We start from the raw sequence: 20832 nt of genomic DNA on the forward strand, positions 1-20832 counted from the left end.
TCGATTTGTATTTGTGACAATAACGTGAAGCAAGAGCTCTGCCGCGCCCAGGCAATGCTCCGGGCCAGCACAGCTTTTCTGAGGGTGGTGACATTGCCCGCGAGGGGGCAAGCTTGTAGATCAGCTAAAGGGTGCCCAGATAGGCGTATTCCCACCCATACAAGGCTTGCCCCATGACCGATCTGAAGCTCCTCGCGCTTGATAGCGAAGATCTGGAAGTGATTTCCGCCCATGTGCAGGATGCCGTGGTGCGGGTCGGCGACATGGGCTATGCCCGCGCCGATCGCCGCTTCGCCCTGCTGATGAACCGCTTCGATTGGGAAAGTGCCGATGCCCGCGGCAAGGGCTTGCGCAAGCGTGCCGGCCTGCACTTCGATAGGGTCAGCCATGTGGCAATTGCCGGTTTTGATCCCAATGCGCGCGATGGCGTCCTGGAATTGCTCGCCGTCACCTTTTCGGTTACCGACGATCCCGCTGGAATTGTCGAACTCAGCTTTGCCGGCGGTGGCACGGTGCGACTGACGGTGGAGTGCCTTGAGGCCCGGCTGGCTGATCTCGGCGCCGCCTGGGCGGCCGCTGCCAAGCCAGCCCACAGTCTCGAGTAACCATAAGGCCGCCTGATGCCCCTTCGCCTAAACACTGTCCAATCCGATTTTGAAGCGCAATTTGCCGCCCTGCTCGGTGGGAAGCGCGAAGCCTCGGTCGAGGTGGGCGATGTTGTTGCCGGCATCATTCGCGATGTGCGCACTTCAGGCGATGCGGCCGTGGTGGAGCTGACCAATCGCTTCGACAAGGCGGGCGTGACCGCCCAGACCCTGCGCTTCACCCCCGAAGAAATCGACGCTGCCGCGGCCCAGGTGAGCGCCGATGTGGTGGCGGCGCTGCAAACCGCCCATGACCGAATTCGCTCGCATCACGAAAAGCAGTTGCCGCAGGATCATGTCTATACCGACGCGTTGGGCGTAACGCTCGGCAGCCGCTGGACCGCCGTGGATGCCGTGGGCATCTATGTGCCGGGTGGCTTGGCCTCCTATCCTTCCTCGGTGCTGATGAACGCCGTACCGGCGCGGGTGGCGGGCGTCGACCGCATCGCCATGGTAGTGCCCACGCCCAACGGGCAGCTGAGCCCCTCCATTCTGGCGGCAGCGCGCATTGCCGGGGTGTCCGAGATTTATCGTGTTGGCGGTGCCCAGGCCGTGGCCGCTTTGGCCTATGGCACGCCAACCATCGCCCGGGTCGACAAGGTCGTGGGTCCCGGCAATGCTTATGTCGCGGCGGCCAAGCGCCAGGTTTTCGGGCAGGTCGGCATCGACATGATCGCCGGCCCGTCCGAAGTGCTGGTGATCGCCGACGGCTCCGCCAATCCCGCTTGGATAGCGGCCGATCTTATTGCCCAGGCCGAGCATGGCGGCGGTGCCCAATCCATTCTCGTCACCACCGAGCCGGCCTTGGCCGACGCGGTTGCGAGCGAAGTGGATCGCCAGCTTTCCTTGCTGCCCAAAGAGGGCCTGGCGCGTGAAGGCTGGGACGAATTTGGCGCCATCATCGTCGTGCGTTCGCTCGGCGAAGCCGTGGAACTGGCCAACCGCATCGCTTCCGAGCATGTGGAACTGGCCGTCGACGATCCTCAGGCGCTGGTGCCCCGCATCCGCCATGCCGGCGCGCTGTTCCTGGGCCATCACACCCCCGAAGCCATTGGCGATTATGTCGGTGGCTCCAACCATGTGCTGCCCACCGCCCGCTCTGCTCGCTTTGCCTCGGGGCTGGGGGTGCTCGACTTCATGAAGCGCACCTCGATCCTGGGCTGCACGCCGGGTTCGCTCGCGACGCTCGCCGACCCCGCCATCACCATTGCCAATGTGGAAGCACTCGAAGGACACGGGCGCTCCATCGCTATTCGGCTAAACCGTTGAGCATTTCGATGGAGCTACGATCGGCAAGCGCGGAAACGGACCGCCTCGTGACGGTCACGCTCGATCCCAACACCATCACCTCGATCAATCCCGACGAGGTGCATGAATGGCGCATTGCCATCTATGACCTCCTCGAAGACAACAGCTTCCGCCCCGCCCGGGTGGATGCTGTTGGCCCCTTTGCGCTGCATATGTCGATCATCGGCAATTACATTGTGCTCGATGTGCGCCATCCCGAAACCTTCCAGCCCATTGCGGCCCATTACCTGTCGCTGACCCCGTTCCGCAGCCTGATTCGCGATTATTTCCGCATTCGCGACAGCTATTACGAGGCGATCCGCTCGGCCCAGCCCTTCCAGATCGAAACCGTCGACATGGCGCGTCGCGGCATGCATGACGAGGCCGCCGAACTGCTGCGCACCCGGCTGCGCAACAAGCTGATTCTCGATCTGCCCACCGCGCGGCGCCTTTTTACCCTGGTGTGCGCCGTCCAGCCCTATGCCAGCCGGATCGACCAGCGCAAAAGTGAGCTGCCGAGCGTTTTGTTCGTATGCTCGATGAACTCGGTACGCTCACCGATTGCCGCCGCGCTCGCGCGCCAGCTGTTCCCCGGGCGCCTGCTGGCCCGCTCGGTCGGGGTGAATGGCGGGGTGGCCGACCAGTTCGTCCATGAGGTCATGGCCGAAATCGGCATTGATATGTCGGTGCACACGCCCCATATCCTGGATGAACTCGTCGCCAACCGCTTCGACCTCGTTGTCACCCTTTCGGATGACGCCCCCGGGGCCGTGGAGCGCAAGGGCCTTGAGGCCAATGAGGTCCAACATTGGCCCCTGGCTGATCCCTCCAGTGTGGAAGGCAATCGCGAGACAGTTCTTGGGGCCTATCGCGAGCTTCGCGACAGCCTGCGCCGGCGCGTGCGCGAGCAATTGGAGCCACTGGTTTCCGGTGGTTCACAAGTCCCTTGAATTCCGTTAGGTTGCGCGCAATTTCAGGACCCCGGCCGGCAGAACCTGCCCGCTGGGTTTCTTTTCAGGAGTTTTCATGGCGAAAGAAGAAGTCCTTGAGTTTCAAGGCACCGTAGTAGAGCTGCTTCCCAACGCGACCTTCCGGGTCAAGCTGGAAAACGATCACGAGATCATTGCGCACACTTCGGGTCGTATGCGCAAGAACCGCATTCGCGTGCTCACCGGGGACAAGGTGTTGTGTGAAATGACCCCTTATGACCTCACCAAAGGCCGCCTGACTTTCCGCTTCCGGTAAGGCCATTTGATGGCCACCCGTCCGGAACTCATTCTGGCATCTGCCTCGCCCCGGCGTTTGGCTCTGCTCAATCAGATCGGCATCGAGCCTGAGCACCTGGTGCCCACCCATGTCGATGAAACCCCCGAGAAGGCCGAGTTGCCGCGCAAGCTGGCAGCCCGTTTGGCTGATCTCAAGGCACTGACTGCCCAGCACAAGGCCCGCACGGCCGGCTTTGGCGGCGAAGCCCTGGTGCTGGCCGCCGATACGGTGGTGGCGGTGGGCCGGCGCGTCCTGCCCAAGGCCGAAACCATGGAAGAGGCTGCCAATTGCCTCAGCCTCTTGTCGGGCCGCTCGCATCGCGTCTTTACCGCGATCACGGTGCTAACCCCCAGCGGGGCCAAGCGGCAGCGTATCGTGGAAACGCGCCTGCGCTTCAAGCGCCTGTCGGTGCGCGAAATGGAGGCCTATCTCGCCAGTGCCGAATGGCAGGGCAAGGCGGGCGGCTATGCCATCCAAGGCATTGCCGGGGCCTTCGTGATCAAGCTGTCGGGTTCCTATACCGGCGTCGTCGGCTTGCCCCTGACCGAGACCGCCGCGCTGCTGGCCGGCGAGGGCTATCCCGTGCAGTTCAACTGGCTCAACAAATCCAGCCATTCAGGCGTGTGATGGCCCGGTTACCCACAACCAAGCCCTGTCCCATCTGCGGCAAGCCGCCGGTGGAAAAATTCCGCCCCTTCTGCTCGGCGCGCTGCGCCGACGTGGATCTCAACCGCTGGTTTACCGGCGCTTACGCCATTCCGGCCGAGCCCATTGGCGATGGGGAAGGGGGCGCTGGCGTGCCCGACGGTAGCGAGGAAGACGACGAGTTCTAAGCCCAAGATACGATTTGGTTTTCCACACGCTGCTTTGGCTCTTGCACCGGCAAAACCGATCTCCTATAAGGCCCTCGGCTTCAGCCAAGGCGGTTCACCCCGCCACTGCCCGGGTAGCTCAGTTGGTAGAGCAGCGGATTGAAAATCCGCGTGTCACTGGTTCGATTCCGGTCCCGGGCACCACTATTTCTTGTTCGGTTGCAGCAGTTCAATGAGGGTTTTGCCATGAGGGCAGTACCTTCAGTGTCCATGCGTGTTGCGCTGCGCTCCCCAGCATTTCCGGGCTTTTCTCGACAGCCTCTGCGAATCCATCCGACATGCAATGCGGCATGGCGCGGACGCACAAAGCCCTGCAGCACATTCCTAAGTCTGACCTGGCCGCCTGGTGTGATCCGGACACGCCAGCTTGCATCCCCGCTTTGATGACAGCAACAGAACAAAGGCCAGGCCGGCCAGCGCTGAACCTATCAGCGCCGAGGCTGACACCCCTGCTCATATGCGTTCAAGGGGGCGGCTGATCGCCGCCCCGATGCACGGTTCAGTTGGGTACTGCTGCGTGCGCACGAGTGCTCTGGATCGTCAGCCATATGGCTGAGAGCAGGAAGTAGAAGGCGCCAAACGCAGCATAGGGAACAATTGCAGTGATGTCCGGCGGGGTGTCAGCACCCGCCATGACGACGAAGGCCACGCCTGCCAGTGCAGACTGCGCGCCGCTCAGGATCATCACCCACTGTGCCCCTGCCGTTCTCCACCGCCGAGCAGCGGTAACGAGTTGGAACAACCCTGAAAGTGCTGCCCAGATTCCGAAGACAACGAGCACAGTGTTCATGCTCATGCCCAAGGCAAATGCAACAGCCGCCGCCGTAAATCCGCTAACGGCGAGGTTCAGGGTCTGGCTCAGATTGGATCGGAGGCCGCCATTTTTTTGTGCATCGAGATAGTTCGCTAGGGCATCCCATGCCGGGTAGGCGACAAGCAAAATGGCAGCCACGGCAGCGTTGCTTCGGCCAATGATCAGTGCTGCCGCGATCCAGCCGATCGAAACTGCTGCTCGGGTGAAGTAGTAGCTCCGGAGCCAGTCGGTGGGGGAGGGGATTGGGGACTTGGAGGTCGAAAGATCAGTCATGATATGTCTCGATTGTTGTTTGCTGAAAGGTGGGGCGGAAAGGTGAGTGTTCTCGACCAGGTTTTCGGGTGAACGACCGGCGTTCTTTGCCGAGCCTCGAGGCCGAGCGAGGGCGGCCGGCGACCTGGATGCAGGCTGACGAACGCAGAACTTATTTGCGCCAGCGACGCAGAAGCTGGTTCCTTCGGGGACCGCCATGCTTGGACGTGAGTAGCGCTGCCCATACGTCAACTGGCTCAGCTCTGGGCCAATCTGTTCCACAATGGGAGGGAAGGCCTGTCCGGGACAGCCAGCAATGATCAGCTAGTGAACTGATCGTGGAGCAAGTTTGCTCCGGGTGTCAGGCATTTATAAAGATAGCGGGGAAGAGAATACTTCATCTTGGATGTTCCTTGCTGTTGAACATCATCACCTTACGGCCCAACGATTGCCCCAACATTGTGGAACCAGATGAGGTAAGGTTTGGCGTCTTGTTTTTCTAACTTTGATTAGCCCTGCGCCAGATGATGATTTCTGACGTGCAGTGGTGCGGGCCTCTGGCAGCAACAAGGGTGTCCGGGTCGCGGCAGCCCAGGTCAGGCTGGACTGCTTCGGCGACGAGCCTGTATCGTTCAACCAAGGCTGATCGATAGCCAAACCCCAAGGGGTTCAACCCGGCCTGATGGTGCCCTTCACCTGTGCGTCGCCGTTTAAAGGGGGGCAGAGCCGCTCGACTTCCCGGGGGTGAACGGATCTTCCGCCTGGAAGCTGTTGCGCCTGCACCAGTTCCGCGTTGATCAGGCGCTCTGTGCAACCTGAGTGGGGATCACGGGAAGCGATATTTCGAACAGCGCACCGCCTCCAGGGGCGTCACCTACGGTGATTTTCCCTTTGTGCCTTAGCACGATATCCTTGACGAGGTTCAGGCCAAGTCCCGCACCTTGGTCCAGCGGAACGACGCGGCAGAACGGCTCGAAAATTGCCTCCCTGTTTTCAACCGCTATGCCCGGTCCTGTGTCAGCGACCGTCAGCGAACCTTTGCGGCATACCGCTACCCGGATGTTCGTTTTCCGACCGCCATGGATCACGGCATTCTGGATTAGATTGATCAGGGCCCGCGAGAGCGAGGCCGCGTCCGCGGCGACAGTGACGCTCTCGACCTCGGTATCAAAGGAGATCTCATCGCCTGCTGCAATGGCGAGAGGGGCCATGTCGGCCGTGACTTGCGCCGCCAGGTCAACGAGATCCACCGGCTGCAAGATTGTAAGGTCAGCGTCGAAACGCTCCAGATCAAGCAATTGATTGGCCAGATTGGCCAGGCGCGCCACATCCAGCATCAGTCTGCTGCGCTGCTCGTCGTGCGGCAGTAATTCGATACGGGTCTGCAAGATCGCCACTGGCGTTCGCAGTTCATGTGCCGCATCGGCCAAAAACCGTTGCCGGCGCTCAATGCCGTCATCAAGGCGCTGCAAGGCAGCATTCACAGCACGCACCAGCGAATGCAATTCATCGGGCACATGTTGGAAGGAGAGACGCATGCCGCGCTGGGCAATGTCGATCTGTTCAGCTTCTGCTGCCGCCTTGTTTACACCCCGGAACTGCAGCCTTACGATTAGGGGAATGACCAGAAAGGACACTGCAGTTAGCAGTGCCAGCAGTTGCAAGTACATCGGGCCGCCGGCGGCTGCAAACACTGCCCGGAGCGGTGTATCCGGTCCCCCCGCGGTTGCCACCCAAAGCAAACCTGCGGGGCTGTCCTGGCGCCGCACGATCGTGGCGGGCTGCCCTGGAACATCCATGTCGCCGATGTCAGCCGAATGCAACCGGGTGAGACCGGCAATCAATGGCGCCATCCATTCAGGGATGTCGCCCATCTGGACCGAGGTGCCGCTTGCATCGGCAGCATAAAACCACATTCCCGGGTGTTCAGCCGTCAATCGGATAAGATCCTCGCTGGGGACCAAATCCAGTTGACCGGGGCCCCGGCGCTGGACAGACTCAGCAAAGGACTGGATGACACTGTCATCCAGCCCTTGCTCTGAACTCATCAAGTTCGTCATCGGGATCGATGCAGCAAAGATGAATGCGACCAACGCAATGGCTTGCACCAGGACCAGGTAGATGGTCAGCCTTGCGCGCAGGGAACCCAGCCGCCAGTTCATCAAGATATCACCCTCAAAAGATATCCCAGTCCGCGGATCGCGTGAATCTCAACTCCGGCGCCGCTGATTTTGTTACGCAAGCGCGAGATGTGGGAGTCGAGGGTATTGGACGAGATCTCGTCATCATAGCCATAGACCGCTTCTTCCAGCGCGCTGCGAGACACGGTTCGTCCCGAGCGCCGAACAAGGATCTCCAGAGCCAGCAGTTCACGACGGGTAAGGTCAAGTGGCTGCCCCGCGACTTCCGCCTGACGGTCCGTCAAGTTGAATCTGAGCAGACCGACATTGATCGCAGTCTCACCGAACTGAGCTGGGCGTCGCATCACCGCACGCAATCTGGCCATCAACTCGTCGATCAAGAACGGCTTGGGTAAATAGTCATCGGCCCCCGTATCAAGTCCGGCAACCCGTTGCTCTGCCGATCCCATGGCCGACAGGACAATGACCGGCAAGCCCGGGCGCTCGCGCCTGATCAGAGGGATCAATTTCAATCCCTCCCCATCGGGCAGCTTGCGGTCCAGCAACACGGCGTCATGTACTCCGCTGCGGCATGCTTCCTCTGCAATCTCCAGAGTGGAGGCGTGATCCACTACAATGTCATGCCGGCTCAGCGCGGCGGACAGTGCTGTGGCCATGTCCAGTTCATCTTCGACCAGCAGGATGCGCATGAATTTACTCTTTTGTTTGTACGCTCAACTGTCAATCCTGCGGCTGCGTGATCCGGTGCAGGGTGGGCACTGGGCAGGTCAGTGGAGACAGGAACGAAGCAATGGCGCCGGCACGCGGGATGCCAAGGTTTTCGCTGTCCCCGTCCTTGGACATCCCTATCTGGCGATCCAACCATTGCCCGAACATTGCGGCGCGCACTCTCTTGAACTGTTCGTGGTGACTTGCTGCATCTGGTGGCGCACCGATTTCGCGCCCTGGCCACCCCATCGGAGATGACCTCCGCTGTGAGTTGAACGGCGAAGTCACGCATACGACGCCGTGGGCCTGTCGCAAGCACAGCGACGTGGAAGCGAATAGTTTCGGGAAAGAAATCTCGACAATGTTCGCGCAATGAACAGAGATCAAGTTCGGGGTGTTCAAAACGAAAGGAACACCGAAATGAAATCTCTCTCCTCCGCCGAAGTTATTGCACTTACCCTCGCCTTTCTTGTTGCGTCCCCAACTGCATTTGCAGCGGAAAGCCTGATCTCGGATCGCGCGCTGGACGGCCGGCCCATCTCCGAGATCACCGCCACACTGGCCTCCCGGGGAATTATTGCCACCGAGATCGAAAAATGGGGCAGCGACATCCGCGTTTATGCCCACGGGCCTGACGGGTCCGGACGTGTGTTGATCCTCGACAAGGACACGCTCCGCCCGCTCAACGCCCCCACTGAGGTTGGTACGAACCTGGATGTAGGCCAGACGCGACCCGCTGCCCGACCGGCCAGCAACGCGTATCGTGTGCCACAGTCGCTATCGGAAAATACCGAAGAGTGAATACCCATCCGATCCGGGGCGCCACAAGCCCCGGATCCTATGTGCTTTGCACCCGAAAGCGTCCGCCATTCATCCCGGCAACGTCGCCACTCCCGCGCGGCGCTCCTAAAGAGAACTATCATGTCAATTGATTACTCAAGGGCCGATGTTGTGCGCCCGTTCGATGCCATCATCATTGGTGCTGGCCAGGCTGGGCCCTCGCTGGCGTCCCGGCTGGCTGCAGCGGGCATGACCGTTGCGATCATTGAGCGCGACCAAGTGGGTGGAACCTGCGTGAACACCGGTTGCAAGCCGACCAAGACCCTTGTTGCCAGCGCCTATGCAATCCACATGGCAAGGCGGGGCGCCGACTACGGGTTCTCCCGGTCCGACGTCGTCGTCGACATGGCTGCCGTGGCGGCACGCGCCCGCAAGGTCATCCTGGACTCGCGGCAAGGAAACGAAGACTGGCTTGCCAGCATGCCCAATGTCGAGTTGATCCGCGGCCACGCGCGCTTCGAAGCAACCAACATCGTCGTGGTGAACGGAGCCAGGCTCACCGCCCCGCGCATCTTCATCAATGTCGGCGGACGGGCGGTTATTCCAGATTTGCCCGGGCTCCATGATGTGCCGTTTCTAACCAATAGCGAGATCGTCGCCCTCGAAACCGTTCCTCAGCACCTAATCGTGGTCGGGGGCAGCTATATCGGGCTGGAGTTCGCGCAGATGTATCGCCGCTTCGGTGCGCAGGTCACGATCATCGAACGATCGGATCGGCTGATACCGCGCGAGGATCGGGACATTTCCCAAGCTGTCGAGGAGATCCTCCAAGCCGAAGGCATTTCCGTGCGGACCGGTGCCAATTGCATCGGCTTTCAACGGCATGGGGACGGCGTCGCGGTGTCGGTGGATTGCGAGGCTGACGCCTCTCCGGTGATTGGCAGTCACGTGCTGATCGCGGCTGGGCGCCGGCCCAATACAGATGACCTCGGGCTCGAGGCAGCGGGCGTGCTCACCGACGAACGCGGTTACATCACGGTCGACGACCACCTCCAGACCAGTGTGCCCGGAATATGGACGCTGGGGGACTGCAACGGGCGGGGCGCCTTCACCCATACCGCCTACAACGACTTCGAGATCGTTGCCGCCAATCTGCTTGACGGAGATGACCGGAGGGTCAGCAGCCGGGTGCCCGGTTATGCCCTCTATATAGATCCCCCATTGGCGCGGGTGGGGATGAGTGAGGCTGAGGCGGCCCGGACCGGCAGACGGCTCCTCTTCTCCAAGCGCGCAATGACCCGCGTTGGCCGCGCCGTGGAAAAAGGGGAAATCCAAGGCTTCATGAAGATCGTCGCCGACGCCGACACACAGCGCATCCTGGGCGCGGCAATCCTGGGCACAGGCGGCGACGAGGCCATCCATGGCATTCTCGACATGATGAACGCCGACCAGCCTCTCGATAGCTTGCGGTGGGCGGTGCCTATTCATCCCACCGTTTCAGAACTGATCCCGACTCTGCTGCTCGACCTGGCAGAGCCCTGAATTCGTCTCGCCAGCTGCGAAACGATGCCGACACGCACAGTGTCGAAGTGAGCGCCCACGAGATGTGGGCCACAAACACCCCCAAAAGGAGACTATGATGTCTGTTGATGTAAAGTATAAGACCTCCGCAACTGCGACCGGTGGACGCGATGGCAAGGCCCGCACCGAGGACGGCCGGGTCGACGTTTTGTTGAGCACACCCAGGGAACTGGGCGGACCGGGCGGTGAAGGCACCAACCCGGAGCAATTATTCGCCACCGGCTATTCGGCTTGCTTCCTGGGGGCCCTGAAAGTGGCGGCCCAGCAACTCAAGGTAAAAGTGCCGGCCGAGGCCAGCGTAACGGCCACAGTCGGGATCGGTCCCCGCTCGGAGGGCGGTTTCGGCATCACTGCCGATCTGGTTGTGGCTTTGCCAGGTCTTGATCGTGACGTGGCATCCACGCTCGTGCACACGGCGCACCAGATCTGCCCCTACTCCAACGCCACCCGCAACAACATCGATGTGGGCCTCTCGGTGGCTTGAGCAAGGGCTTAGGAGAGCCTGCTGATCCTTTTGCTTGTCGGCAGTCCGGTGCAAAGGAAAGTCCTTCTTGCCGGTTTCCCAACAGGGAAACGGGCAAGTCGGTTTCACTCCATGATGAGGGCAGTTCGGCGATGGTCAAACCAGAATCAGGACCTCGGTCTCGAACCTGTACATGGTTGGCCTCCTCTTTAGATGAAGGCGGTAACGGTCTGGGCGGCCATGTAAATGGCGACGGCCACGATCAGACCGGCGAAAGCGGTGTTCAGCAGCCCCTTCTTGCTGGCCATTAAACCAGCAAGCCGCGCGCCAGCCAGTCCACCGACCACCCCGCCACCGATAAACACGGCAGCCAGTGGCCAATCGACCAGGCCCGAAAAGGCGTAGCTCAAGGCAGTGGTGAGCCCGAAGGCGGTGACGGCGACGAGCGATGATCCGATGGCATTGAGGATCGGCATGCCGGTCGAGGCCACAAGACCCGGAACGATCAGGAAGCCGCCGCCGATACCGAAGAAGCCGGAAAAGGCGCCGGTGAGACCGCCATAGCCCAGCACCTTGGGTGCCTTCTCTCGATTGCAGGTGGCGCCAGGTATCCCGGGATCACCCCGCCCGCGGAACATCAGCACGCCTACCACCAGCATGAGGATGGCGAACAGGAACAGCAGCTTGTCGCCGTCCATGGCCTTGCCCAGCGTGGAGCCAAGGAAGGCCCCGGCAATGCCAGCGACGGTGTACATGAGGGCGCAGCGCCAGATCACGTTGCCCTTGCGGGCATGGGTGACAAGGTTGGTGGCAGCGTTGGTGGCGACCGCAAAAGCACTCGTTCCGATGGCCACGTGTGCGACAGGAACCCCCACGACATAGACCATGAGCGGCACAGCCAGAATGGAGCCACCGCCGCCGAACAGGCCGAGGGTGAAGCCCACCAGGCTGCCCGATAGGGCACCAAGCAGGTATTGCAGGGGTTCGAGAAACATCGTCGTCTTTCAGTTACAAAGTGGCAGCGTAGAGGCTGCCGGCGCGCCCACCGGAGCGGCAGTAGCCCAGGATGGGCCCGTCGGTTTCGGCCTTGGCCTGTTCAAAGCGGATGAGCTGACCTTCGGTGAGTTGACCTGACACGGGGATGTGGAATGCCTTGACACCGAACCGCTCGGCGACCTCAGCGATCTGCGCAAAGGATGGCTGATCAGGGTCTTCGTTATCCGGGCGGGCGCAGACGATGGCTTTGTACCCCGCCTCAGCGATGAGCCTGACATCATCAGGCTGGATCTGGGGGGACTGGGCGAACTGGTCGTCGATCTTGTTGATTGCCATGGTGTTACTCCTTGGAGGTGGAGAGCCCATTGATGGGCACTTTGAGGTAAGTCTTGCCGTCATCATCGGCTGGGGGAAGCTGTCCCGCCCGCATGTTGACTTGCAGGGATGGGATGATCAGCTTTGGCATGGAGAGGGTGCTGTCCCGCTCTTCCCGCATCTTGACGAATTCGTCTTCGGACGTGCCGTGGCCGACATGGATGTTGTGATCACGTTGCTCCGCAATTGTGGTTTCCCACTGAATGTCGCGACCGTTCGGCCCATAGTCGTGGCACATGAAGAGCCGCATCTCGCCTGGCAAGGTCAGCAGCCGCTGTATTGACTGGTAGAGTGTACGAGCGTTACCACCGGGAAAGTCGGCACGGGCCGAGCCGCCATCAGGCATGAACAGGGTGTCGCCAACGAATACGGCGTTGCCGATCACATGCACCATGTCTGCCGGCGTATGGCCTGGCGTGAACAGCGTATGGGCGGTCATGGTGCCGATCTGATAGCTGTCGCCATCCTTGAACAGGCGGTCGAACTGCGACCCATCACGCTGGAACTCTGTTCCTTCGTTGAAGATCTTGCCAAAGGTGTCCTGGACCACGCAGATCTGGTCGCCGATCCCGAGCTTGCCGCCTAGCTTGGCCTGGATATAGGGCGCAGCTGATAGGTGATCGGCATGGACGTGGGTTTCGATCAGCCATTCCAGCTTCCAGCCCTTGTCCTGGATGTGCGCGATGATCTTGTCGGCGCCCTCATAGGCAATGTTGCCAGAGGCGTAGTCGAAGTCCATGACGGAATCGATCACGGCACAGGCGTCGGAATGGGGATCCTTGACGATGTAGCTGATGGTGTTGGTCGGCTCGTCGAAGAACGCCACAACTTCCGGTTTCACGCCCAGATCGGGTGCAAATGGAATGGGTTGGGTAGACATGGAATCTCCTTACCAGTTCGAAGGTCAGGCCAAGGCTTGACGGCGGGTGAAAGCCGCCTTGAGCGCATTGGCACCGAGGATGCCGCCGATCATTGCGGCCACGAAAATGAACGGTCTCGGCTCGCCCGTACCTAGTGCAGGGATGGCGCCGCCGGGGCAGAATCCGGCAATGCCCCAGCCGACGCCGAACAGGGCCGAGCCTGCGATAAGCGGCACGTCCAGATCTCGTTTGGTTGGCAAATGGAACTTGCGATCGAACGTCGGAGCGGGGCGCTGCAACACGAACCGGTATCCGACGAAGGTAACGACCAGGGCCGACCCCATGACCAGAAACAGGCTGGGGTCCCAGGTGCCGAACACGTCAAAGAAGTTGAGCACCTTGGCCGGGTTGGCCATCCCGGAGATCGCAATGCCAAGGCCGAAAACAAGGCCGATCGCCGCTGCAGAAACAACGCGGAGCATCAGAAGCCCCCCAGGACATGACGGACGATAAAGACGGTCATGAAGGTCGTCACCATAAAGGTCAGGGTGGCGACAACGGAGCGGGTCGAGAGCCGGGCCATGCCACAAACGCCCTGGCCCGACGTGCAGCCGCCTCCGAAGGTCACGCCGACGCCGACCAGAAGGCCACCAAAAATAATGGCCCAAGCAGGAAGCTCTGCCTGCAGCGGCAAGGACGTGCCCGTGAGCAGTAGGACAAGAAGGGGGGCAGCAATGGCACCCAACAGGAAGGCGAGGCGCCAGTCCCAGTCACCTTTTGGCAAGATCACGCCAGTCAGGATCCCGGTCATGCCAGCCACCCTGCCGTGAAAAGCCATGAGGGCAACGGCGGCAATTCCAATCAATGAGCCACCGAGAAGTGCTTGGATGGGTGTAAATGATGTTTCCATATGCCTATGTGCGGTTCGCTGCGGCGCGTCAGGAATGAGCACCTGATCGTCGAAATGTATTGCCCGATATATTCGAATATTCTAATATGTCAATCACGCAGCCCGAAGAAGTCCCCTGATGCACATAACCGATCTTGAACCCCGTGCCGAAGAAGCGGCCCAATTGCTGACCGCCATGGCCAATCCGAAGCGACTACTGATCCTTTGCAATCTTCTTGAGCAGGAGCGCAGCGTAGGCGAGCTGATCAAGATTGTAGGGCTGGAGCAGTCGCCGCTGTCCCAGCACCTGTCGAAGTTGCGGGCATTGGGGTTGGTCAAGACGCGTCGCGATGGTCAGACCATCTTCTACCGTCTTGCTTCAGAGCCAGTCACACGAGTGCTGACGACGCTTTATGAAATTTACTGCCGGTCAAGCGAACCAGCGGGTGATTGAGCTAGATGCTCTGGGGTTATGTACAGTCAGCTTTGGGGATAGTTATTCGAGAAGCCGCCCGTCCTCTTTCCACCCCAAGGAAGCCGTTCCGGCGCGCCAGACCAGAACAGCGGCTTTCAGGAGCTTGATTGGACTGGCTGAGCGGTCGAAATGGGGCGCATTACGGATCGACCGCTGCCGGCCGCTAGCGATCTGCTTCGGTCAGGGCCGCTTCTGCCCATATTCTCCCCTTTGAAGCGGCCGCGGAACTAACCTAGCTCCGTCCTTTGCTCAGTGCGCGCCGTCGCGCACGCAGCCACGGGGCTGCGGCCGCAGCCACGGTCCCCACAATGGCTAGACCGCAGAGCACGGCCTTCGAGATCGTCTCCATTGTGCCCTCGATCAACATTGCGTGGATCACGCCGGCAAGCACGACGATGCTGACGAGGCCGGTGTGACTGAGGCGCCAGACGGGCGGCGAAAGGCGGCGCTGGAAGATCGCGAGCAGCGCGGCTGCGAAAAGCGCCCACATGCCGGCGACCCCCCAGACGGAAAACGGAGTCGGCGAGCGCAAGAACAGCGCGTCTTCTATGTCGGGCGGGCTGGTGATCCACAGCCCGGCGACGTGGACGATCACCGCAGCGACCAAGACGATACCCCCTACACGATGTACACGACGACCGCGCAACAGGGGCAGGCCGGGGAGCCAGCCAGCAGCGAGCAGCGGCTGCACCAGCGCAACGCACAGCGCCACCACGCCTGCCAAGCCGGCGGTGATATAGACCGGGTCGCGCCACGCCAGGTATTCGCTTGTCGCGGCAAAGGTCAGCGGCACGACGATGGCGAGCGTCAGGCCGGCCCAGATCAGTAGCGCCTGGGCCAGCCGCATCGCGTCGGGTCAGGCAGACTGCAGGACAAAGTGTGCCGTAAGGCTGGTGTCCTTCGCGCTAGACAGCAGGGGGCGCAGGAATACGGTCTCGTACTCGCCGCTGTCATAGGCGAGGTGCGCATGCGCCTGGCCCAGCGCTGGGACGATCTGCGGCATTTCGAGCCGGAACGCGCCGTTTGCGTCAGACAGCGTGGCGCCGTGGCTGTGCCAGTCACGCTCGCTGCCTTCCGTGGTATGAGCCCAGATCTGAATGCGCTGGCCCGCGAGTGGGGCGCCGTCGCTGGCGCGGAGCACCGTGCCTGACATCCAGAAGCCGCCGCTGCCGATGCGTTCAACTATTGGCGCGCCGGGCATATAGTTGTTGGCGCCGCCACGCATGGAGGGCGTCGCAGGAAGGCCAGCGGCGCGAGCGGGCATTGTGAGGCCTGCAAGCCCGGCCACCGCAAACGCGGCGCCCGCGCACAGCAAGGTTCGGCGCTGGAAGAGGGTGTCAGACATGCCGATCTCCTTCTCGAGTTCAATGATGAACCACGTAGAACTTAGCGCCGTTTCAGCCGCCGACCAATCGAGGCGGCAAGCAAGTGCGGGCACGGTTTCGTGATGGAATGCAGCTGAGCAATGGTGCGACCTTTGGCGAGCGCCCCGACAGCTGTAGTGTCGCAATAGCGATTGATCACGTCCGCATCGTCGAGCAATCCGATCAACGTCCCTTGGTTGGTGAGGTGCAAATCCTCGATCTGGCGCCGGAGGTTGGCTGCAACGGCGGGGTCGTGGGTTTGCCGACAATCTGTGCCTGCCAGGAAAGGTCGCGGATCTTTGCCAGGGCGGTGACGAGGATCTCATGGTCCTTGCGCGGCCCGGAGACCGACCGACCCGATGCTATACGCACTGCCGTCTTTCTCGACACTTTGTGCCATTCATGGCAGATGGGGGCCAGCAAGAGGAGTGGCGATGCACGTCTATGTTTTCAGCGGCCAGGGATCGATCATCGGCTATTCCCCCGATCTGTCCGGGGCCAATCTGCCTGAACGGTTTGGGCCATGGGCCATGACCCGTGCACTCGACATGGTGGCGGGGGAAACCCAGCGGCCTTCCGTGGATACCGAGGCTTGCCTGAGCGACATCGAGGCGGTCGGCTATCATCTCACCGAGCGGGGCCAGAGGATCACTGCCGACCAGGATTCGGTCCGCACCACCGCACCCGTGCGCCGCACCTCGGCTTAGGCGCAAGTCGCTAGGCTTCGAGCTTGCCACCCACCGGTAGATAGGGGCTGCGAAAACCCATGGCCATCCATGCCCCCAACAGCTTCGCAAAGAACGACACGGACTGATGCTTGCGATTGGGCACGTCGCCGGGAAGCACCGAGGGATCGGGCAGGTCGGAGGTCATGGTGCGCATCTCCACCGGCGGCAGCGCCTCTTGGGGCCAAAGGCCAGCGTAAAGGCTGAACCAGTGCCCGCCCTTGAAATCAAGAAACACCGGCGTGTTGCAGCATGTTGCCACGACGCGCCGCGTGCCCGCGTCGGGCGACAGGCGGAATTCGCGTAAACCATCGAGCCCGCCCAGGAACGTGACCCGGTCCTTGCGGTAAAGAACGAACCTGGTGGTGCCGTGTTCGCCCAGGATCGGCGCCGCGCCCTCCAGTTGTTCGAGCCGGGCCCCGGCTTGCCGGCAACTGCTGCAGCAGCATTCGGTGCTGATGATGGGTGCGCCGCTCAGCACGAGGCGCACCTGGCCGCAGCGACACCCGATCTCGTTGATTTCCTTCATTGCCGGCTTCTCCCTTTCTCCTCTGGCCCGCCACGCTATGAAGCACAGGACGTTACCGGGGCGGTGATTCCGACACGGCAGCGGCAAGCTTTGCCGGGGCAGGGCCGGGTGACGCCAGCCAAGGCTGACGCCGCCCTTGTTTGCCCCAGCAAATGGCTTTTCGAGGGAAAACCAATCAGGCGGTAGGGTGAACCAGGCGATGGGCAATGGCAAAGCCGATGCGGCCGGTGAACAGCGTCAGCACAAAGGCGATGGGCCAGGCGGTGATGAACTGGCGTGGCCAGGCCTGCAGCCACTCGGCGGTCGGCCCCATCACCAGCAAGCCCATGATGCCGGACATGGAAAGGGCCATCATGAAGGTGATGCAGAGCTGGGCTACGAGGAGGGTCTTCTTGTCGGTCATTGCGGTTCTCTCAAAGGAGGACGGCACATGACGAAAGCTCGCTTCCGCCAGGCACCATCCCGATATGGGTTGATGCCGTGGGTTCGCTGGAGCGACTGTATCCCGCTTGCGCAGGGGCCGGAATAACCACACCGGCCTCACAATTTTTTCGACTCGAAAAGTTTACCGCAAAACGCGCCTGGCCGCAAACCGCCAGCTCACCGTCTTGTGCGGCTTCTTGACTGAACCAGGGTCGAACGCGGGCGTTAGCTGGCATTCCATTCAAAGGTGCACAATGCCTGCCAAGCTCAAACCTCTTAGCCAGCAGGTGATTGTGATCACCGGTGCGACCAGCGGCAATGGCCTGGCTACGGCCGAGCAGGCGGTGCGCCGCGGCGCCAAAGTCGTGCTCGCTGCCCGCAGTGCCGATGACCTGGAGCGGGTGGCGGTCCGCCTGCGAGCTGGGGGAGGGGAGGTCGCGATCTGCCCGGCCGATATGGCCGACGATGCTGCGGCCGAGCGCATCGCGCAAGCGGCCATCGACAGCTTCGGTGGCTTTGACACCTGGGTCAACAATGCGGCGGCGGCCACTTATGGAACCATGGAACAGGTGACGCTCGCGGATCATCGCCAGGTATTCGAGGTGAACTATTTCGGCGTGCTGATGGGCTCGCTGGTCGCGGCGCGCCATCTGCGCGCTAAGGGAGGCGCGATCATCAATCTAGGCTCAGTGCTGTCGGACCGCACCATGATCTTGCAGGGTCCGTATTCAGCCTCCAAACACGCCGTGCAGGCGGCGACGGACGCCCTGCGCATGGAACTGGAGGAGGAGGGGGCGCCCATTTCGGTCACCCTGATCAAGCCCGGCGCCATTCATACGCCGTTCCCCGAACATGCCCGCAATTATCTCGATGCGCCCCCGCGCCTGCCGCCGGTGCTTTACGATCCCGAGCTCGTCGCGGACGCGATCCTGTTTGCCGCCGAGCATCCGCGGCGCCAGTTGTATGTCGGGGGGGCCGGTTTCCTGATTACGCTGGCCGGACGGCTGGCACCGCGTTTGACGGATCGTTTGCTGGAGGGTGTAGGGCGGCCGCTGCAGATTGCGCCCGGGGAGCCGGGCGACCCAAGCCTGCGCGACAATCTCTATCAGCCTCGTCCGGACGGCAAGCGCGAGGGCAACCAAAACTTCCATGTGCGCCGCCACAGCACTTTGCTCGCGGCGCAAAAGCATCCCCTGGCTGCCACGCTGATCGCCGGGTTGGTGGGCGCGGTGGTTCTCAGCGCCCTGCAAGGGAGCGGGGGCAAGTCCCGGCACAGCTAAAGCGCTCCCCGCCAGGCAAGGCGGGCAAAAGCTGTCGATGCCGGCAGCTTTTTGCTTGCTGGCGATTAATCCTTCTTGCCGTTGTTGGCACCGGGCCCGTTGCCGTTGTTGGAGCCAGGGCCGCTTTCGCCTCTGCCAGGCCCCTTGTCGTCGTGATCGTGGTTGTGCCCAGGCCCCGCCCCGGGCCCGGGCCCCGGCCCCGGGGCACCGCCGGGATTGCCGCCATTACCGTTGCCGTTCCCGTTATTGCCCTTGCCGTTGCCGTGATCATCCTTGTCAGGCTTGTCGGGGCCATTCCCATGGCCGTTCCCGTTATTGCCTGGTCCGGGACCGCCATTGCCGGGGCCGCCATTACCGTTGCCTTGGCCCCCGCCGTTGTTTCCGCCGTTGCCGTTGCCGTAACCCTGGCCATTGCCATTGCCATTGCCATTGCCATTGCCATTGTTGCCGTTCCCGGCTCCGCCGTTTCCGTTTCCGTTTCCGTTTCCGTTTCCGTTTCCGTTTCCGGTTCCGTTTCCGTTTCCGTTATTGCCACCGTTGCCGCTGTTGCCAGAACCGTTCCCGCTGTTGCCAGAACCATTGCCGCCGTTGCCGGCACCATTGCCGCCGTTCCCCGCACCGTTGTTCCCGTTGTTCCCGCCACCATTGCCGGTGCTGCCCCCGTTATTGTCGGATGGCGTCGTGCCGGGCCGTCCTGGATCGGGTTGAGTGCCGCCGTCTGATTGGGGGTTCGACTCGCTCGCTGTTGTGGAGATGCTGGGCGGCTCTGCGGGAGCGCTGGATGGAGTGGCGGTCGGCTGGGTGACGATCTCGCCGACCTCGGGGCCGACCGAAGCGGACTCGCCGGCTGCAACGCTGGCAACCTGCCCGCTATCATTGTCGCTGACCGAAACCTCGCCGCGCTCCACATCGACGCGCGATGCGGTGTCGCTGGTTTGCACGGAAAAGCGGGTGCCCTTGACTACGGCCGCGAGGTAAGGTGTTTCCACCGCGAAGTGCTCGACATTGCGCACTTCGGCTTCCACGCCAACTTCGCCGAAATACTGGCGCACAGTAGTATAGGGCAACGCGCCGGCAGCCGCGTCAAAGATCTGAACCTGGGTGCCCGGGCTTAGGTCAAGCCGCTCTTTGCCGCGCGTAAAGGTAACCCGCCCATCGGTAGCGGTCTGGATGGGTCGGTTGTCGGGCACCACGTCGCCGCGTTGCAACTGCACCCATTGGCCGTTTTCAAGCGCGAACACCCCGCCGCGCAGCCGCTCGGCGACCCAATCGTCCGCCAAGCTTACACTTGTGGCCAAAGCAAAGGCGGCAACAGTCAGGAGGCCGGTATGCATGAACCGGCGGGATAAACTTGGGGAACGCATGAAAACACTCCAGAATTCATGGTAATAATGCCAGTGGAGTACCAGTAAACCCTTAAGATGTTCGGCAAAGTGGCGGCCAGCTGCGCGCGATGTTTTAAGGCGATGTTAACCACGTTTGGTGCCAAGTGCGTCGATCACCGGAGCGCTTCGCATGAATCCCAAGACCCTTGCCCTGCTTGCCTGCATCTCGCTGGCGGCTGTTCCAACCGTCGCGCAGGGCGCCGAGGCCTTTGCGCAGCTCGATGTGCCGGCGCTGCCGACCGAGTACGAAGTGGCAGTCGACTGGAGCGGCTTTTACGCCGGTGTTCTGGGTCAGGCCGTGGTCAGCCCAGACTCCACTGGCGGCATCGCCGCCGCTCTCGGCTATAGCTGGGCCGCTGGTGAACTGATCCTGAGCGGTGAAGCGGGCATAGCCAGGTTTGGCGACGGCAGCGTCGATCTCTTCGCCCTGGCCCGCGCCGGCTTTCTTCCAAGCGAAACCCTGATGATCTTTGCCCTTGCTGACCTCGGCACCAACTCGGACACGGATGCCTTTGCCGGCCTCGGCGCCGGCGCCGAACTGGCGCTGTCCGCCAATTTTTCGCTGCGTGGGCAGTATGAGTACCGCACCGATCTCTCGTCGGACGATGCCAGCCACCTCGCCGCCTTCGGCTTTGCGTATCGGTTCTAGTCCGCGTCCCACACCCACGGCCCCGATCGAAAAATGCCTCCCTTCCCCGGCGAGCCATTTTTGCATGTAGCTCG

General features: G+C 61.8%; 26 protein-coding genes, 1 tRNA gene and 1 pseudogene. 15 read left to right on the forward strand and 13 right to left on the reverse strand.

What is annotated here, in order from left to right; all coding sequences use genetic code 11:
- The first annotated feature begins 173 nt into the window (after positions 1-173).
- The 8 genes and pseudogenes from ELX51_RS02860 (at position 174) to ELX51_RS02890 (ending at position 4213) form a co-directional block, all read left to right on the forward strand.
- Positions 174-605, forward strand: a complete 432-nt coding sequence (locus ELX51_RS02860; protein WP_127752093.1) for a DUF2948 family protein — start codon at positions 174-176, stop codon at positions 603-605.
- A gap of 15 nt (positions 606-620) precedes the next feature.
- Positions 621-1913 (forward strand): histidinol dehydrogenase, encoded by a 1293-nt coding sequence (gene hisD / locus ELX51_RS02865; protein ID WP_127752094.1) that lies wholly within the window; start codon positions 621-623, stop codon positions 1911-1913.
- 8 nt (positions 1914-1921) lie between these two features.
- A pseudogene (locus ELX51_RS20240) lies at positions 1922-2395 on the forward strand (UPF0262 family protein); the annotation flags it as partial.
- A complete protein-coding gene (locus ELX51_RS20245; RefSeq protein ID WP_282567579.1) occupies positions 2393-2881 on the forward strand; it encodes an arsenate reductase ArsC in 489 nt (162 codons plus the stop codon). The pseudogene ELX51_RS20240 and the gene ELX51_RS20245, both read left to right, overlap by 3 nt.
- 76 nt (positions 2882-2957) lie before the next feature.
- Positions 2958-3176, forward strand: a complete 219-nt coding sequence (gene infA / locus ELX51_RS02875) for a translation initiation factor IF-1 (RefSeq protein WP_127752095.1) — start codon at positions 2958-2960, stop codon at positions 3174-3176.
- Positions 3177-3185: 9 nt separating this feature from the next.
- Positions 3186-3824 carry a Maf family nucleotide pyrophosphatase gene (locus ELX51_RS02880; protein WP_127752096.1) on the forward strand — a complete coding sequence of 213 codons (639 nt, stop codon included), beginning with the start codon at positions 3186-3188 and terminating at the stop codon, positions 3822-3824.
- Positions 3824-4030, forward strand: coding sequence for a DNA gyrase inhibitor YacG (gene yacG, locus ELX51_RS02885; protein ID WP_127752097.1), 207 nt, complete (start codon positions 3824-3826; stop codon positions 4028-4030). The genes ELX51_RS02880 and yacG overlap by 1 nt, the downstream gene beginning before the upstream one ends.
- Before the next feature lie 107 nt (positions 4031-4137).
- Positions 4138-4213: transfer RNA gene (locus tag ELX51_RS02890), tRNA-Phe, on the forward strand.
- Between the two features lie 355 nt (positions 4214-4568).
- Here ELX51_RS02890 and ELX51_RS02895 read toward each other — a convergent pair.
- The 3 genes from ELX51_RS02895 to ELX51_RS02905 form a co-directional block, all read right to left on the reverse strand.
- Positions 4569-5156, reverse strand: a complete 588-nt coding sequence (locus ELX51_RS02895) for a DUF308 domain-containing protein (RefSeq protein ID WP_127752098.1) — start codon at positions 5154-5156, stop codon at positions 4569-4571.
- Between the two features lie 776 nt (positions 5157-5932).
- The gene (locus ELX51_RS02900) at positions 5933-7297 is read right to left on the reverse strand and encodes a HAMP domain-containing sensor histidine kinase (protein ID WP_127752099.1); all 1365 of its coding nucleotides are present in this window, start codon (positions 7295-7297) and stop codon (positions 5933-5935) included.
- Complete coding sequence (locus ELX51_RS02905) at positions 7297-7965, reverse strand: response regulator transcription factor (RefSeq protein WP_127752100.1); 669 nt, start codon at positions 7963-7965, stop codon at positions 7297-7299. The genes ELX51_RS02900 and ELX51_RS02905 overlap by 1 nt, the downstream gene beginning before the upstream one ends.
- Positions 7966-8404: 439 nt before the next feature.
- Here ELX51_RS02905 and ELX51_RS02910 point away from each other — a divergent pair, with 439 nt between their 5' ends.
- The 3 genes from ELX51_RS02910 to ELX51_RS02920 all read left to right on the forward strand — a co-directional run bounded on the left by ELX51_RS02910 (position 8405) and on the right by ELX51_RS02920 (position 10829).
- Positions 8405-8785: a hypothetical protein gene (locus ELX51_RS02910; RefSeq protein ID WP_127752101.1), complete on the forward strand. Its 381-nt coding sequence runs from the start codon at positions 8405-8407 to the stop codon at positions 8783-8785.
- Between the two features lie 120 nt (positions 8786-8905).
- The gene (locus ELX51_RS02915) at positions 8906-10306 is read left to right on the forward strand and encodes an FAD-containing oxidoreductase (RefSeq protein WP_127752102.1); all 1401 of its coding nucleotides are present in this window, start codon (positions 8906-8908) and stop codon (positions 10304-10306) included.
- A 97-nt stretch (positions 10307-10403) separates the two neighbouring features.
- Positions 10404-10829 carry an organic hydroperoxide resistance protein gene (locus ELX51_RS02920; RefSeq protein WP_127752103.1) on the forward strand — a complete coding sequence of 142 codons (426 nt, stop codon included), beginning with the start codon at positions 10404-10406 and terminating at the stop codon, positions 10827-10829.
- 188 nt (positions 10830-11017) lie between these two features.
- Here the strand turns inward: ELX51_RS02920 and ELX51_RS02925 are convergent, their stop codons facing one another.
- The 5 genes from ELX51_RS02925 to ELX51_RS02945 are packed head-to-tail and all read right to left on the reverse strand — an operon-like array spanning position 11018 to position 13991.
- On the reverse strand, positions 11018-11803 hold the full coding sequence (locus tag ELX51_RS02925) for a sulfite exporter TauE/SafE family protein (RefSeq protein WP_127752104.1): 786 nt from the start codon (positions 11801-11803) through the stop codon (positions 11018-11020).
- Positions 11804-11816: 13 nt separating this feature from the next.
- On the reverse strand, positions 11817-12140 hold the full coding sequence (locus tag ELX51_RS02930; RefSeq protein WP_127752105.1) for a TIGR01244 family sulfur transferase: 324 nt from the start codon (positions 12138-12140) through the stop codon (positions 11817-11819).
- A gap of 4 nt (positions 12141-12144) precedes the next feature.
- The gene (locus ELX51_RS02935; protein WP_127752106.1) at positions 12145-13059 is read right to left on the reverse strand and encodes an MBL fold metallo-hydrolase; all 915 of its coding nucleotides are present in this window, start codon (positions 13057-13059) and stop codon (positions 12145-12147) included.
- Positions 13060-13083: 24 nt separating this feature from the next.
- Positions 13084-13521, reverse strand: a complete 438-nt coding sequence (locus tag ELX51_RS02940) for a DUF6691 family protein (protein WP_127752107.1) — start codon at positions 13519-13521, stop codon at positions 13084-13086.
- Positions 13521-13991 carry a YeeE/YedE thiosulfate transporter family protein gene (locus tag ELX51_RS02945; RefSeq protein WP_348983128.1) on the reverse strand — a complete coding sequence of 157 codons (471 nt, stop codon included), beginning with the start codon at positions 13989-13991 and terminating at the stop codon, positions 13521-13523. The genes ELX51_RS02940 and ELX51_RS02945 overlap by 1 nt, the downstream gene beginning before the upstream one ends.
- Before the next feature lie 76 nt (positions 13992-14067).
- On the opposite strand from ELX51_RS02945, the gene ELX51_RS02950 reads away from it, so the two are divergent.
- The gene (locus ELX51_RS02950) at positions 14068-14382 is read left to right on the forward strand and encodes a metalloregulator ArsR/SmtB family transcription factor (RefSeq protein ID WP_127752108.1); all 315 of its coding nucleotides are present in this window, start codon (positions 14068-14070) and stop codon (positions 14380-14382) included.
- 253 nt (positions 14383-14635) lie between these two features.
- On the opposite strand, the gene ELX51_RS02955 is transcribed toward ELX51_RS02950, so the two are convergent.
- Both ELX51_RS02955 and ELX51_RS02960 read right to left on the reverse strand, forming a co-directional pair.
- The gene (locus tag ELX51_RS02955) at positions 14636-15250 is read right to left on the reverse strand and encodes a ferric reductase-like transmembrane domain-containing protein (RefSeq protein ID WP_127752109.1); all 615 of its coding nucleotides are present in this window, start codon (positions 15248-15250) and stop codon (positions 14636-14638) included.
- 9 nt (positions 15251-15259) lie between these two features.
- Positions 15260-15748, reverse strand: a complete 489-nt coding sequence (locus ELX51_RS02960) for a twin-arginine translocation pathway signal (RefSeq protein ID WP_127752110.1) — start codon at positions 15746-15748, stop codon at positions 15260-15262.
- Between the two features lie 453 nt (positions 15749-16201).
- Here ELX51_RS02960 and ELX51_RS02965 point away from each other — a divergent pair, with 453 nt between their 5' ends.
- Positions 16202-16474, forward strand: coding sequence for a hypothetical protein (locus tag ELX51_RS02965; RefSeq protein ID WP_127752111.1), 273 nt, complete (start codon positions 16202-16204; stop codon positions 16472-16474).
- A gap of 10 nt (positions 16475-16484) precedes the next feature.
- Here ELX51_RS02965 and ELX51_RS02970 read toward each other — a convergent pair whose 3' ends face one another.
- Positions 16485-17021, reverse strand: a complete 537-nt coding sequence (locus tag ELX51_RS02970; protein ID WP_127752112.1) for a hypothetical protein — start codon at positions 17019-17021, stop codon at positions 16485-16487.
- Between the two features lie 175 nt (positions 17022-17196).
- Positions 17197-17424: a DUF2798 domain-containing protein gene (locus ELX51_RS02975; RefSeq protein WP_127752113.1), complete on the reverse strand. Its 228-nt coding sequence runs from the start codon at positions 17422-17424 to the stop codon at positions 17197-17199.
- Between the two features lie 274 nt (positions 17425-17698).
- Between ELX51_RS02975 and ELX51_RS02980 the strand changes: the two genes are divergently transcribed.
- Positions 17699-18724: an SDR family oxidoreductase gene (locus tag ELX51_RS02980; RefSeq protein ID WP_127752114.1), complete on the forward strand. Its 1026-nt coding sequence runs from the start codon at positions 17699-17701 to the stop codon at positions 18722-18724.
- A 65-nt stretch (positions 18725-18789) separates the two neighbouring features.
- On the opposite strand, the gene ELX51_RS19910 is transcribed toward ELX51_RS02980, so the two are convergent.
- Complete coding sequence (locus tag ELX51_RS19910; protein ID WP_164854731.1) at positions 18790-20088, reverse strand: FecR family protein; 1299 nt, start codon at positions 20086-20088, stop codon at positions 18790-18792.
- A 151-nt stretch (positions 20089-20239) separates the two neighbouring features.
- Between ELX51_RS19910 and ELX51_RS02995 the strand changes: the two genes are divergently transcribed.
- The gene (locus tag ELX51_RS02995) at positions 20240-20758 is read left to right on the forward strand and encodes a hypothetical protein (RefSeq protein WP_127752115.1); all 519 of its coding nucleotides are present in this window, start codon (positions 20240-20242) and stop codon (positions 20756-20758) included.
- Positions 20759-20832: the final 74 nt, after the last annotated feature.

The organism is Devosia sp. 1566 (genome assembly GCF_004005995.1).
Lineage (GTDB): Bacteria > Pseudomonadota > Alphaproteobacteria > Rhizobiales > Devosiaceae > Devosia.